12 protein-coding genes are annotated in these 14,568 nt (G+C 38.7%); 7 read left to right on the plus strand and 5 right to left on the minus strand.

Features of this window, described 5'->3' with window-relative positions:
- Positions 1 to 5 precede the first annotated feature (5 nt).
- Positions 6 to 1,451, minus strand: a complete 1,446-nt coding sequence (locus tag OMU_RS18605; RefSeq protein WP_016181407.1) for an IS1182-like element ISEfa7 family transposase — start codon at positions 1,449 to 1,451, stop codon at positions 6 to 8.
- A gap of 593 nt (positions 1,452 to 2,044) precedes the next feature.
- On the opposite strand from OMU_RS18605, the gene OMU_RS18610 reads away from it, so the two are divergent.
- Positions 2,045 to 2,650, plus strand: a complete 606-nt coding sequence (locus OMU_RS18610) for a metallophosphoesterase (RefSeq protein WP_016181408.1) — start codon at positions 2,045 to 2,047, stop codon at positions 2,648 to 2,650.
- 152 nt (positions 2,651 to 2,802) lie between these two features.
- The gene (gene lepB, locus OMU_RS18615; RefSeq protein ID WP_016181409.1) at positions 2,803 to 3,345 is read left to right on the plus strand and encodes a signal peptidase I; all 543 of its coding nucleotides are present in this window, start codon (positions 2,803 to 2,805) and stop codon (positions 3,343 to 3,345) included.
- Between the two features lie 45 nt (positions 3,346 to 3,390).
- Here lepB and OMU_RS18620 read toward each other — a convergent pair whose 3' ends face one another.
- Positions 3,391 to 4,767, minus strand: a complete 1,377-nt coding sequence (locus tag OMU_RS18620; RefSeq protein ID WP_016181410.1) for a PH domain-containing protein — start codon at positions 4,765 to 4,767, stop codon at positions 3,391 to 3,393.
- On the minus strand, positions 4,767 to 5,141 hold the full coding sequence (locus tag OMU_RS18625; protein WP_016181411.1) for a GntR family transcriptional regulator: 375 nt from the start codon (positions 5,139 to 5,141) through the stop codon (positions 4,767 to 4,769). The genes OMU_RS18620 and OMU_RS18625 overlap by 1 nt, the downstream gene beginning before the upstream one ends.
- Before the next feature lie 182 nt (positions 5,142 to 5,323).
- Here OMU_RS18625 and mnmA point away from each other — a divergent pair, with 182 nt between their 5' ends.
- Positions 5,324 to 6,442 (plus strand): tRNA 2-thiouridine(34) synthase MnmA, encoded by a 1,119-nt coding sequence (gene mnmA / locus OMU_RS18630; protein ID WP_034876776.1) that lies wholly within the window; start codon positions 5,324 to 5,326, stop codon positions 6,440 to 6,442.
- Between the two features lie 162 nt (positions 6,443 to 6,604).
- Here mnmA and OMU_RS18635 read toward each other — a convergent pair whose 3' ends face one another.
- Both OMU_RS18635 and OMU_RS18640 read right to left on the minus strand, forming a co-directional pair.
- On the minus strand, positions 6,605 to 6,853 hold the full coding sequence (locus OMU_RS18635; protein ID WP_225844329.1) for a hypothetical protein: 249 nt from the start codon (positions 6,851 to 6,853) through the stop codon (positions 6,605 to 6,607).
- 68 nt (positions 6,854 to 6,921) lie between these two features.
- Positions 6,922 to 8,169: a multidrug efflux MFS transporter gene (locus OMU_RS18640; protein ID WP_016181414.1), complete on the minus strand. Its 1,248-nt coding sequence runs from the start codon at positions 8,167 to 8,169 to the stop codon at positions 6,922 to 6,924.
- A gap of 360 nt (positions 8,170 to 8,529) precedes the next feature.
- On the opposite strand from OMU_RS18640, the gene OMU_RS18645 reads away from it, so the two are divergent.
- From OMU_RS18645 to OMU_RS18660, 4 genes are all read left to right on the plus strand, one after another.
- Positions 8,530 to 8,901, plus strand: coding sequence for a DUF1033 family protein (locus tag OMU_RS18645; protein ID WP_016181415.1), 372 nt, complete (start codon positions 8,530 to 8,532; stop codon positions 8,899 to 8,901).
- A complete protein-coding gene (locus tag OMU_RS18650) occupies positions 8,840 to 10,915 on the plus strand; it encodes a DNA topoisomerase III (protein ID WP_016181416.1) in 2,076 nt (691 codons plus the stop codon). The genes OMU_RS18645 and OMU_RS18650 overlap by 62 nt, the downstream gene beginning before the upstream one ends.
- A gap of 277 nt (positions 10,916 to 11,192) precedes the next feature.
- Positions 11,193 to 11,687, plus strand: coding sequence for a TetR/AcrR family transcriptional regulator (locus OMU_RS18655; protein ID WP_016181417.1), 495 nt, complete (start codon positions 11,193 to 11,195; stop codon positions 11,685 to 11,687).
- A 92-nt stretch (positions 11,688 to 11,779) separates the two neighbouring features.
- Positions 11,780 to 14,458 (plus strand): sigma-54-dependent transcriptional regulator, encoded by a 2,679-nt coding sequence (locus tag OMU_RS18660; RefSeq protein ID WP_016181418.1) that lies wholly within the window; start codon positions 11,780 to 11,782, stop codon positions 14,456 to 14,458.
- Positions 14,459 to 14,568 lie beyond the last annotated feature (110 nt).

Here is a 14,568-nt window from a genome sequence, read left to right on the forward strand (position 1 = left end):
CAGCCTCAGACTGTAGACAAAAGCTGTTCCAAACTCGTAACTCGAGCTTGGAACAGCTTTTTATCTACTTCGTTTCGAATTTTTGAACAAAAAAATAAAGGCTCCTTGCCTTTCCATAGCCAGGTGGCTAATTTCTTTAAATTCATTGCAGCAAACACTAGCATCGTATGCGTCGCGACTTTTTCCAAGCCTCGATACTTGGTCCAACGCATCCCATGCTTTTCTTTTGCATCTGCAAATATTCGTTCAATCGTTTGTTTCCGTTTTTTGTAAATTGATTTATTCAGATCCGTTAGGCGAAGATGTTCCACTTCATCCATCAGATCTCCCCAAACATGTCTCGTGATGACTCGTTGATGATTTTTACTTTTGGTACATTGGTTTAGCAGAGGACAGTTCACACATTCTTTTGGATTAGATTTGTATTCTCGGTACCCTTCTCGAGTAACCGTTGAAAAAGCGAGCATTTGATCTTGCGGACAAATGTAACAATCATAATACTCGTCATAGAGAAACTCGTTTTTTGATAATAGCCCCTTTTTCCCTTTGGGCCTTGAATAAGGCAAACAAGGTCGAAGATTCAAATGAGTCAAAAAGTGAACAAACTTAGGTGTCTTGTACCCAGCATCAGCGACAACACAGTTGATTTCAGGAAAAAGTCTCTTCGATTGTTTGACGAGCTGAAAGGCGACTTGACTGTCATGAATATTTCCAGGAGTGATGATTGTGCTAAGAATAAATCCGTTGTCGTCACATGAAGTATGGGCAGAATAAGCAAATTGTTTTTCTCGTTCGCCTTTGACGTAGTAGCCGCTTTCCGGATCAGCCTTACTTATTTTTCTTTCTTTCAGCTTCACTTCCTTTTCTAAGTCCAAAGTAAAAGGGCGTTTTCCGGCCTCTATTCGTTGACGATTGATCTCATCTTCTAATTCATCCTGATAGGCTTTCGCTTCATCGTGGGTCATTTCCTTCGTAAACTTATGTTTATTGGCGTTAGCTTTGATGTGGGTAGAATCAAGATACAAATTATCCTCTGTTACAAAACCTGCTTTAACTGCTTGTTCTAAAATATAGGCAAAAATATCCTCAAACACCGTCGTTTCTCTAAATCGGCGGACATAATTCTTTCCAAAAGTTGAGAAATGGGGGATTTTCTCCTCGAAGGAATAGCCTAAAAACCAGCGGTAAGCGACATTGGTATCGACTTCCTTAATGGTTTGCCGCATGGAACGGATACCGAATAAATACTGAATAAACACCAATTTGATAAGAATCACTGGATCGATACTTGGGCGACCTAAATCGGAGTAAGTGGCTTCGACGATTGGATAAATAAATTCAAAATCAAGCGCGGCATCAATCTTTCGAACGAGATGATCTTGAGGAACCAGATCATCAATCGTGAGCATCGCAAATTGATTTCTACCGTTCGTATTGTTTTTAGACATCATAACTATCACTCCTTGCATTCGTTTTCATAAATCTATTATAAAAGAAAAGACTGTAGACATCATCCATAAAACGGACTTTGTCTACAGTCTGAGGCTACCAGGTATAAACTGGCAGCCTTGTTTTTGTGAGTCCAACTTTTTGCAGTTTGCTTTGTTCGAGAAAAATAAAGATTATTTGATAAGGTAAGTTACGTGAACTTTAGTTGGATCGTATGCGAAGCGACAATGAAGGATTTTTTCTGCTTTTTGGAAAAATTATTCTTTAGAAGGAGTTAGCTGTCAGTCGCACTTTTTGCAGTTTGTATTAGTTGGAAAGTAAAATAATGGACTTAGCATAAATTATTTCTCAAGATGTTTAGTGCGATGATAGGCGTGATGAGAATAGAATTAACTTTTTTGCTTTTTGAAAAAGTTAATCCCATTGTTCGAGTTAGCTGTGAGTCCAACTTTTCGCAATTTACTTTGTTCGAAAAAAACAGATGAGCCTGTTAGCTGTCAGTTTTATTCCCTGCCTTTTTCTCAAGCAGCGCTTTTTTTTAGCAGAGATGGTAAAATAAAGATATGAATTAGAATTCGTTTTGTAGGTGATTAGAATGAAATATTTTATATCAGATACCCATTATTTTCACGAAAATCTTTTAGGCGATAATGACTTTGCGCCGCGCCTATTTGATTCTGTCGAAGAAATGAATCAGCAAATGATTACTGCTTGGAACAATGTTGTCAACGAGAAGGACACAGTCTATCATTTAGGTGATGTTGCAATGCACCCATTATATGAAAAGGGTTTTAAGGATATTTTAGAGCAATTAGTGCAGTTAACGGGAAAAATTGTATTTATCAAAGGGAATCATGATTCACGGACCTTTTTTAGATATTTAGCTGCCCATGATCCTAAACTTGCAAATGGAGAGAACAAATTTGAGTTCCATGATGTTGGGGCGATCGTTAAATTTAATCATCATCAATATTATTTGACTCATTATCCGATGCTTCTTGGAAAGACTTTAAACATCCGCAACCTTCATGGTCACATTCATAACTATAGTATGCCGATTGCTGAAGATATTAATGTTGGGGTCGATGCACCGGAACGCGGCTTTTTGAAAAATCCATTGCCTTTCGGGACACCAATCTCAGAGAATCTAATCGATGAGATCGCGGATTACAAAGAAGCAGAGATAAAAAAATTAAAATAAGCCTAGGCATCGAGAAATCGATGTCTTTTTTTAACGACTATGCTGATAGTGAACAAATGCATAAAAAGGCAACGTGCTGTTTTCATGACGGAGCTGCTATGGTAAATTAAATATAAAGATCATACGAGATATTTAAATAAGGGAGGAAAAAAGTGAAGGTTAAAGAAATTGCGAAAACGGTTCTTTTATATGTTGTTATGATAGGTGCGGTAATCGCGTTACGGCATTACGTATTTTCACCTGTAGAGGCGATTGGAGATTCAATGAAGCCTAACCTGAATGATGGTGAGCGGATGTTTGGATTGAAACATGCGGAGATCAATCGTTTTGATGTGGTAACTTTTCCAGCACCGGATGACCCGGGAACCGATTATGTGAAACGTGTGATTGGCTTACCTGGAGATACCGTCGCTTACAAAGACGACCAGCTTTACATTAATGGAAAGAAATATGATGAGCCATATTTAGAAGAGTATAAAGGCAAATTGACGGACGGTCAGCCATTGACCTTTGATTTCGATCTGCAAGGTTTGTTTGGCTACGAAAAAGTTCCTGATGGACAATTATTTGTTCTGGGAGATAACCGACGTATCTCAAAAGATGGACGAATCATCGGGATGATCGATCAAAAGGATATTTTGACTAATGTAAAATTTGTTTTCTGGCCAATCAATCGGATTGGCGTCGTTGAATAAAAAAATGATCCCACTTCATGCAATTGGAGTGGGATCAGTTTTTATTTATTGATGGTTCTTCACTTCTTGATAGAGCTGTTTGGTAGCAGTAGGATCTGTGTTGGTATAATAGTAATCTCGATTTTCTGTCTGAATTTGTAAAATTGGTTTTGATTGATAGTCCACGAAAAGAGAGGCGGATTTTCCAGCAACTTTAAAGCTGCCGATGGCGTAATTCTCCGTTGCCAGTCCGTTCACTTTCATACCAACACGTGGTAAGCGTTCAATCAGAGCCATTTTTTCTATATCCTTGTAGGGAATTTTTCGTTCCCGGTAGAATGGGCCATCCAAAATAACACTTTCCTGCTTTATTTCATAGGTTAATGGATCGGGATGATAGTCTAAAATGTATAAAGGAACAACGGTGATCACCATAGCACCTATCAGAACTATAGGCAGCAAGCCGATAAAAATTTTTCCACCAATTCGTGCTAAATTCACCGTGATATTCAAACCGATACGGTCAGGAACCATTAATCGACGATCGTCAGGGTTGTAGTAAATCCCATAGCGCCAATAATAATCATCGCCTGTATAGCGAAAGCTGGGTGCTTGAGTCAATAACTGATCCTGTTTGTTACGCAAACGGATCAGCCACCACAGGGTAAAGCCGCAGAAAAGGAAAATCGCCAAGAACTCAATAATCGTCAATAGGTTAAAGAGGCGTGGACTAGATTCCAAAGTAATCAAAGGCAGATAAATAATCAACAGAACAAAGAAGCTTGTACCTGCAATAAATGCTGACCAGTAAAATTTCGTCAGATCGTTATATTTCCGATTGATTTTTGAATCATTGGTCAAAGCTCGCACAGGCAGTCGACTGATTGCCCACCAACCTGCCAGAAACAAAAGTAAAACAAATATGTTTGTGCCGAAGAGAATCCAAGTCAGACTTCCCATTTCTCGCTGTTGAAGAAGTACTGTCAATAAAATCAGGAGTACAAATGAAAGAACAAACCACCAAGGAGAAACAAGCTTTTGGTTTTTCTCAAGTACAAGCTTGGTATCGACTTGTATTGGCTGCTGGGTTAATTGCCAGTTATTCTCTACAATCAATTGATGCCCTTTACGGATATAACGAATTTGCAAGAAGTATCCAGCACCGATTGTGATATAAAGAAGAATGAAAAACAGCAGCATAAAAATAGAATCCTTCATAGGGATCAACAAGCTTAAGTCTAAGATAGTCAATAGAAATGCCAGTTGAAATTGATGCTTTCGATAATTTTGTCTGAAAGCTAGTACTAGCGGATCATTGATTTTATCAGCAGGAAAGGTGTTTTCCACGATAACATAATTGTGGGGCTTAGCGGCTAAAGAATTTGTAAACGCCATGATAAAGTTACAAGAAATCAATATGACTAAAATAATAGGAGATAACATCAGCGCTCATCCTTTCCGAAACTCGTCAAAATCTGTTGAACTTTTTCTTGGATTGCTTTTTCATCAGGTTCAGCTAAATAAAGTTCTGCTAACAGTAATGTTAAATTTTCTTCGTTAGTTTTTTTAGCGGCAACCGGCAAAGGAGCGACCAATGTTCCTTTACGACGATCAGTGATCAGGTAGCCTTCTTCTCGCAGTTGCTGATAGCCTTTTGAAACAGTCATTGTATTTACTCCTAGTTCATCCGCAAATTGACGGACTGTCGGTAACTGTTCATTTGGCTGCAATTCACCTTGAGCGATGCCGATAATGATTTGTTTACGTAGTTGTAAATAAATGGGTTCTTCAGAACGATGATCAATTTCTAAGATCATATGCTCACTCCCTTTTGTATTGTATATATTAATACAAACAATACAAAAAGACAAATAAAATTTTTCTGAAGAATTATCTATCGAAAATTTAAGATTTATGTTGTATAATTCGTCATACTGAAAAGTTGCGACCTTCAAATCGTAGAGTTTTCGGAAATCTATTTTGAAATGATGGTGATACTGTGTCTAACAGCAACACAAGAGTCGTCGTAGGAATGAGCGGCGGCGTCGATTCATCCGTAACTGCTTTGTTGTTAAAGGAGCAAGGGTACGATGTAGTCGGCATTTTTATGAAAAATTGGGACGACACTGATGAAAATGGTGTTTGTACCGCGACAGAAGATTATAAGGACGTGGCGAAAGTCGCTGCCCAAATCGGGATTCCTTATTACTCTGTCAACTTCGAAAAGGAATATTGGGACCGAGTCTTTGAATATTTCTTAGCGGAATACCGTGCAGGCCGCACACCGAACCCAGATGTGATGTGTAACAAGGAAATCAAATTCAAAGCTTTCTTGGATTACGCAATGGAACTAGGTGCGGATTATGTGGCAACCGGACATTACGCTCAAGTCGAAAAAGACGAAAACGGTGTGGTTCACATGCTACGTGGTGTGGACAACAACAAGGATCAAACCTATTTCTTGAGTCAACTTTCGCAAGAACAATTAGCAAAAACTATGTTTCCTTTAGGCGGTATGCAAAAACCAGAAGTTCGCGCAATCGCTGAACGAGCTGGCTTAGCTACTGCCAAGAAAAAAGATTCAACCGGTGTTTGCTTCATCGGGGAAAAGAACTTCAAACAATTCTTAAGCAATTACTTGCCAGCTAAAAAGGGCAAGATGGTGACTTTAGATGGGGAAGAAAAAGGTACACACGATGGATTGATGTACTACACAATCGGCCAACGTCAAGGTTTAGGTATCGGTGGCGGCGGAAAAACCAATGATCCATGGTTCGTCGTCGGCAAGGATTTATCTACCAATACATTGTATGTTGGTCAAGGTTTCCATCATGAAGCACTATATGCGACAAGCTTGGATGCCAGTGAAATCCACTTCACAACGAATGAAGATCGGCCAAAGGAATTTAAATGCACAGCGAAATTCCGTTACCGTCAGCAAGATGTACCCGTAACGGTTCGTTTATTGGATGGTGATCGTGCGGAAGTAATTTTTGATGATCCTGTTCGTGCAATTACTCCAGGCCAAGCGGTTGTATTCTACGATGGTATGGAATGTCTCGGCGGCGGGTTGATTGATCATGCCTATCAAGAAACAAAAGAATTACAATATATTTAATGTATAGAACTGTAACCATTTTGTTATATGAGATTATCAAGCGATTAAACTTAGGTGACAAATAGCACAAAAAAAACTAAAAGGGAGGGGAACCTTCCTTTTAGTTTTTTTGTGCTATTTCTGAATTTTGAAAAAGACCGAAATTTTGATGGTGATTTTTTTCTATGCCAGACTCTGAGCGAAATGTGCCATTGCAACTTTAACTTCATTCAGTTTTTCAGGTTTGATCAAAGGAAAGAGCTTTTCCTGTAGCTGTTTAAATTCTTCTAAGCTTAAAGCATTGGTTTCTTGATCCGCAAAGCTTTTAACCAAGATTTCCTTTGCTTGCTCTTCTTTTCCTTCAATTGTATTGTTCAGGAAAAAGTCGAGAAATTTTAGTTGTCCCTCAAGCATGTTCTTCACTTCTTTCATTCATATTCTTTCTTAGTATAGAAAACTACTCAAAAAGTTGCCATTAATAAGTCTCGAAGTCTCGGAAATTAATGCGTTTGATGACTTTGATGCAGCTTCTCGCTGATTTCTTTTGTATTGCGATGTACCAATAGATAGTTGGTCAACACAAGAGCTGAGGTTGAGATAAAGACCCCTCGATATCCAAAGATCGAAGAAACGCTAGAACCGATCATCGGTCCAACAACATTCCCGGCAGCTTGGAAGGATTGATTGTAACTGAATATTCTTCCAGCAGCTTCTTGCGGCGAATACTTCGTGATCAGGGCCTGTACAGCAGGCAGAAGACAAGCGTCAGAGATTCCAACTAAGAATCGCAAAAAGGCCAATTGCCAAACATTTGTAACGATAGACATTGGCAAGAAAACCAGCATTGCAAAGATTAAACCGATACCTAGAATTTTTTCGCTGCCGATTTTATCCCCCAAGCGACCAAAACGCGGTGCTGCAATCAAAGTAGCGATTCCCGGGATTGAAGCAATAATTCCGCTGACGAGTGTGACGTTTCCATGATTGTGCATCAATTGTCTAATATAAAGACTAATAATTGGACTAATCGAATTATTTGAAGCTTGAATAATCAGGGTTGTAACGAACATACCGATTACAACGTGGGGATATTTCAAACTATGAAAGATCTCTTTTGCAGGAAGCATATCGTTTTTCTCAACTGGGGTGAATTCTTCATGAACGAAGAAGAGACTAAGCAAGAAGACTAAAAACAAAATACTTCCGGTGATAAAGAAGGTCAGACGATAGCCGAAAATTGAGGCAGTAACACCGCCTACTAATGGACCGAGTAAGTTGCCGGTGACAGCACCAGTTGCTAAAGTTCCGAGGACTTGTCCGCTTTTTTCTCGTGGAGTTCCAGTTGCGACTAAGGCTGTGGCGTTACTGATATAACCAGAAAAGACACCTTGAAGTAAACGCAAACCAATCAACTGATAGACATTTCCCACAGTTCCCATCAAGCTAATCACAATTGCCATACCAAGAGAAGCACGCAATAGCATCAATTTACGTCCTTTTTGGTCAGCTAAGCGTCCCCATAAAGGTGATACAATCGCGGTGATCAAAAAAGTTGAAGAAAAGGTAATTCCACTCCAGAAGTTTAATTGCTGGTTGCTGTAACTTCCTAATGAGTCAATATATAAGGACATAAAGGGCATGACCAAACTAAATCCAATGCCGGCCATAAATGTGCCAAACCATAAAACGATCAAATTCTTTTGCCAAGTGGGTCGAGGTTGAAATAACGAATTTTTGATTTTACTCAAACTAAAAAGGCCTTCTTTCAATTTTATAAAACTTGCGGTTATTTATGAACTACAGAATAAATTCTTTTGATGTAAAAATTCAAAAAGCTCCGTAGCCGGCCATTTTGCTAATCTCTAGAAAGCAAAAAATAGCACCTGCGAAAAACAGAGCAAATAAATCCAATTTACATTATAACTCTCTTAAGGACCATGTAAAATCCCGCCGCTTTGTGTTACGATAGAATTAAGAAAAAAGCAATATTTTTCTGAAAAAGGATCGTAGAAAACGAACTTTTTCAAGATCCTGTATCAGCTGGAAACATTTTTCTTGAATTTTTATTTCATGATACTTATGATTGAGATGGAAAGAAGGGTAACGGGATGTATCAAGTAATAACAATGTATGGAGATAATGAACCTTGGTGGTTCTTTGAAGAATGGCAAGAAGATATTCAAGAAACCGCGACTTTTGAAGATTTTGACGCGGCTGTAGCATATTATGAACATCGTTGGAGCGAGCTCCAAAAAACCAATACATATAGTAATGCGAAACATAATTTTTTAAGTGCATTTTGGAAAGACCAAGACGAACGCTGGTGTGAAGAGTGTGATGATTATTTGCAGCAGTATTGGGGTCTTGCGTTATTAAAAGACGAGCAGCCGTTGACGGTTGACAGCAGAAAGGAATTTTATGAAACAGCTAATTATAGCGGAAAAGCCAAGCGTTGCAAGAGACTTGAGCAAGGTGCTTAATGCCAACCAAAAGAATAAAAATTACTTTGAAGGACCCAATGTTGTCGTGACTTGGGCCCTTGGTCATTTATTGAGCCTGAAAATGCCAGAGGATTTAAATAAGGAATGGCAAAGCTGGCAGATGGAAACATTGCCGATGATTCCCAAATATATTGGGATCAAACCTCTACCAAAAACACGTGGACAACTGAAATCAATCCAGCAGCTGGCAAAACGAAAAGATATCTCAGAGGCAGTTATTGCCACTGATGCTGGACGTGAAGGGGAGCTGGTTGCACGTTGGATCTTAGAGTATGTGCGGTTTGAAAAACCAGTCAAACGATTATGGATTTCCTCACAAACGACTAAAGCGATCAAGGATGGCTTCAAAAATCTAAAGCCGGCGAAAGAGTATGACAATTTGTATTACTCTGCTTTAGCACGAGCAAAAGCAGATTGGCTTGTGGGTTTGAATGTTACACGAGCGTTGACTGTAAAATATGAAGATAATCTTTCAGCGGGTCGGGTACAAACGCCGACACTTGCGATGGTTCGACAGCAAGAAAAGAAGATTGAAAAATTCCGTCCCCAAAATTATTTTGTCATTTCATTAGAGGTGGATGGACAAAAAACTAAACTCAATCAAAAGAATCCGTATGGCATTACGGAACGTGAAGCAGCAGAAAAATTAGTCAAAGAGCTGTCACAGCAAAAAGGGACAGTCACTGACATTACAGAAAAAGAAAAAACAGAACCAGCACCGTTACCATATGATCTAACTGAAATTCAGCGAGAAGCCAATGCCCGCTATCAGTTTTCAGCAAAGAAAACCTTGTCGCTAGTTCAAAGCTTATATGAGACGCACAAAATCGTGACCTATCCACGGACAGACAGCAAGTATCTAACCAATGATATGAAAGCAACAATGAAGGAACGTTTACAAGCAGTCAGTGATTTTGCGCCAGAGGTTAAAACTTACATTAAAAACGGAGCACAAGTGAAGCAGAAACGTGTGTTCCAGGATAACAAGGTGACAGATCATCATGCACTGATTCCAACTGAACAGCGTCCACGCTTTGAGAAGTTAACCACTGATGAGCAACGAATTTACAATATGATCGTGACGCGATTTTTAGGATTATTCGCCGACGCCCATAAGGAGAGTCAGCAAAAAGTAACGGTAACTTTCCAGAAGGAGACATTCACCTTCCGTCACAGCAAGATCTTGGTAGCTGGTTGGAAACCTACAGAAGAAGTCAAAAAAGCTGTTCAATGGACAGCTGGTATGAAGATAGTACCGAATTTTACGATCGAAAAAGCTTTAACTACACCGCCAAAACCTTTGAATGAAGGAACATTGCTGGCTCAAATGGAAAAGCATAGTTTAGGAACGCCAGCAACTCGCGCGGAAATCATTGAAAAACTGATTAAATCGGAATTGATGGAACGGACCAACACAGGCCTATTAGTTTCACCAAAAGGCAAGCAGTTGCTGGAATTAGTAAATCCCTCGCTAGTGACTCCGGAGCTGACAGAAAAGTGGGAAAAGCAATTAGAGTCAATCGCTAATGGGAAATATAGCAGCAAACAATTTCTACAAGAAATCGAAGCAGACACGAAGAAGCTAGTCAGTGAAGTGAAGCACAGCGATAAAAAATATCAGGATTTCTCCATTACGGCGAAGAAATGTCCAGAATGTGGTTCGCCACTACGAGAAAAGAATACTCGAGATGGAAAAATTTACATTTGTACCAATCCAGAGTGTAATTATCGCCGCCGTAAAGATCCAAAGGTATCAAATCATCGCTGCCCGCAATGTCACCGCAAGATGGAGATCATTGATGGAAAGAACGGTTCTTACTTCCGTTGTAAATACGATGGAACGACAGAAAAAATGCTAGATAAGAAGGAACGTTCGAAGAAAATGACGAAGCATGAAGAACGTCGTTTATTGAAAAAAATCAATGATCAAGAGGAACCACAAGAAAGTCCATTAGCTGCAGCATTAAAGGCAGCAATGGAAAATAAGGATTAGGCATAAACCGCGAAGACGGAGCAGTCTTCGTGGTTTATTTAGTTTTAAAATAAATAAAATCGCTGACTTTTTCTTTACCTAAATGAATAAGTTAAGGTATTTTATTGAATAAAAAAACCGTAGATTACTATTTTCATTTTTTCGTCTTAAAAATCAACATCTGTTGATTAATCAACTCGTGTGCACTATAATAAGAAGACTATTCAAAAGTTTCACGCACCAAAATTTATATTTATGATTAAATGAACAATAGTTAATGAATGATCGGAGTATAATAATGGATCGGCGAAAACGAAAAACACAAACGACAATTACAGCAGTTTTCTACCAACTTTTAACGAAAAAAAGCTATGAAGAAATATCGGTCAGTCAAATTTGTCAGGTAGCTGATATTAATCGTGGAACGTTCTATCTCCATTTTATCGACAAAGACGATTTACTTGAAAAAAGCATCGCTTATGAAATGCAGAAATTAGTCGAATACTGTGAGGATAACGGTGAAACGAATAGTCAGCGTAAGTTAGGAAAGACTTTTGAATATATCACGGATCATCGTGAACAATTGAAGCGGCTAGTTCATGCAGATAAACAGGGATTTTTTGCTCAGTATCAAATTGACTATTTAATGGAGCAGCTGACTGATCAATCTCAGTTGACGAGTGTTTTCTTTGCTCATGGAATTATTGGATTGATGGAACATTACTTAATGAATGATATTTCTGAAAAGGAAATCGCTCAGGAATTGGATAAAATTACCAAATTATTTCATTAGATGGAACTGATTTTTCAAAGATAATTAGTAGATATTCAAAAAGAAAAGGTTTACAATATAAATGGTTTATACCACTTTCGGGAGGGATTTTTTTGAAATCGAGAAAAGATGAAGTACTAGAAGCATTGAGAGCAAATCCTAACGAACAGACAGCACAAGAATTGGCAGATCAAATGGGGGTTGACCGTACAAATGTCAGCCGTTATCTAAATGAACTAACTAAAGACGGAACAGTTAAAAAAATTGATGGACGTCCAGTGAAATTCCAAATCGCAACGGTTTCTACCGAGCAACATATTAATTTTGATAATTTAATCGGGCGTGAAGATTCTTTAAAGAGTCAGATTCAAAAATCAAAGGCGGCTATTTTATACCCACCTCGGGGGTTGCATACGATTATTTTTGGCGAGACTGGAACGGGTAAGACAATGTTTGCGGAATGTATGTATCGTTTTGCTGTTTCAGCTAAGGTCTTAGATGAAAATGCGCCATTTATTACTTTCAATTGTGCAGACTATGCGCAAAACCCACAGCTGCTTTATGGTCACATTTTCGGTGTGAAGCGGGGAGCCTTCACCGGTGCAGAAGAAACAAGAGTTGGGCTAATGGAACAAGCTAACGGTGGTATTTTATTTTTGGATGAAATTCATCGCTTGCCTCCAGAAGGACAAGAAATGCTTTTTACCTTCATTGATAAGGGAACTTTCCGTTCATTAGGCGATGGCGAAGAAAAACAAGCCTCTGTACAAATTATCGGAGCAACAACAGAAACCAGCTCAATGTTCCTATCTACCTTCAACAGACGTATCCCAATGCAAATTGAGTTGCCCTCTTTAGCGGAGCGCTCTTTAGATGAACGCTTGGCAATCATTAAGGAATTTCTTCAACAAGAAGCCAATCGATTAATGCAGGAGATTGCGATTGATAAGCGGAGTCTGTTAGCGTTTCTTCTATACAATGCAGAAGGAAATATCGGCCAGCTAAAACGTGACTTAAAATTAGTCTGCGCCAAAGCCTTCCTCCACTACCAAACCAATAGTGAATCAGAAAAATTAATGATCGTAGAAGAAGACTTGCCGCTGGTCGTACAAAAAGGCTTGTTGCGTATGAATGAGGTTCAAGACAAGCTGATGCCATTTATGGATAAGCGAAACCTCTATTTGACTTTGAAGCCAGGCACTGAAGAAGTTGTTTGGGGTCAAGACCCTAATAAAGACATGGAAGTTTATCATTCAATTACCTATAAATTGGAAAAACTTGGTCGTGAAAACCTATCAGAGATTGATTTAGAAGAATTGATTTCCAATGATGTTGATCAATATTTTGAAACCTATGTCGAAGAGCTTTCTCATAGCAATGCTTATCGGGAAATTATTTCTGATGATCTATGGAAATTAGTGAATGATCTCTATGATTTTGCGTCAGTACAAATGAATCGTGAGTACGATGAAAAGGTTCGCTTTGCTTTTGCTTTGCACATCAATTCAACGATTGAACGAATTCGCGGCAATCAATTTATTTCACATCCTAATTTAAATGGCATTCGCCGCAACTATTCCAAAGAATTTCAATTGGCGATCGAAATTTCCAATCGTATTGAGGAAGCCTACAGTATCATGATTCCGCTGGATGAAATCGGATTTATCACGATGTTTTTAACGATGGATAATCAAGAGACACAAAAGGTTGACGAACGACAAGTAGCAGTATTAGTTGTCATGCATGGTAAATCAACTGCTTCCAGTATGCTGGAGACGGTGCAGGAGCTTTTGGGAACCTCCAATGGTATTGCCTTTAATATGCCGCTGACTTTACGAACAGAGGCAATGTATGGTCAGATCAAAAATTATATTCAAGGAAAACAAGAGGAGTTTTCAGAGGGTATCATTTTATTGACAGATATGGGATCGCCGAATAATTTTGGAAATCTGATCTTTCATGAGATGGGTATCCGAACTCGAGTAATTTCTATGGCAAGTACAATGCTGGTGCTGGAAAGCTTGCGTTTAGCAACATTAGGTCGTTCGTTAGAAGAAATTTACACAAGTGTCATTTCTATGTTCCAAACAATGGTTCGTCTTGAAGAACCTACGCAAAAGGATGAAAAGAAAGTGATCATCGTCGCCTGCTTTACTGGTGAGGGTGTTTCTAAGCGATTAAATGAGGTTGTTTCGCAAATCGTCAATTTAGAGGAATTTGAGATCATTCAAATGCAATCCTTAGAACGAGAAAGCTTTAAGCATCGAATTGATCAGTTGATCACTCATAAAGATATCGTGGCAATCGTCGGCACCATGGAGATCCATTACCAAAAGATCCCATTTATTCCAGCGATGAATCTATTTAAACGCGATAAAATCTTAGAATTTCAAGATTTGTTAGGAAGTACCATTACCCTGCCAGAGATGGTTGATTCATTAACAAAAAACTTTTCTCCAGAACTGGATGTTAAGACATTATTCTTACTGATTGACGACGTACTACAAATGATTCGCAAAGATCAAGAGCTGATCATCGAGAATACAGCGATACAAGCACTGAGTGTGCATATTGCTTTCTTAGTAGACAAAATCAAGAAAAACGAAGAGCGGCCGCCATTTGAGAATGTAAAATATTTTCATCAACAGCATCGTTTGCGATTCAATCAAACGGCTGCTAATCTCTCCATGATCGAAAAACAGTTCGGTGTACGTTTTACAGAAGATGATATTGCCTACATTGTTAAGACGCTAGAAGATAATCGAATTGAACTAGGATTGCACAGTGTGTAATCCTAGTTTTTTTGTGTGTAAATTGAAAACCTTATCACAGCAGCTTGTGTGCGCAAAAAAAGTTGGCACGCGAATTGCTTTATATAAAGTGTACAATAAAAAAATTAGGG

Origin of the sequence: Enterococcus avium ATCC 14025 (genome assembly GCF_000406965.1) — a bacterium.
Classification (GTDB): domain Bacteria; phylum Bacillota; class Bacilli; order Lactobacillales; family Enterococcaceae; genus Enterococcus_A; species Enterococcus_A avium.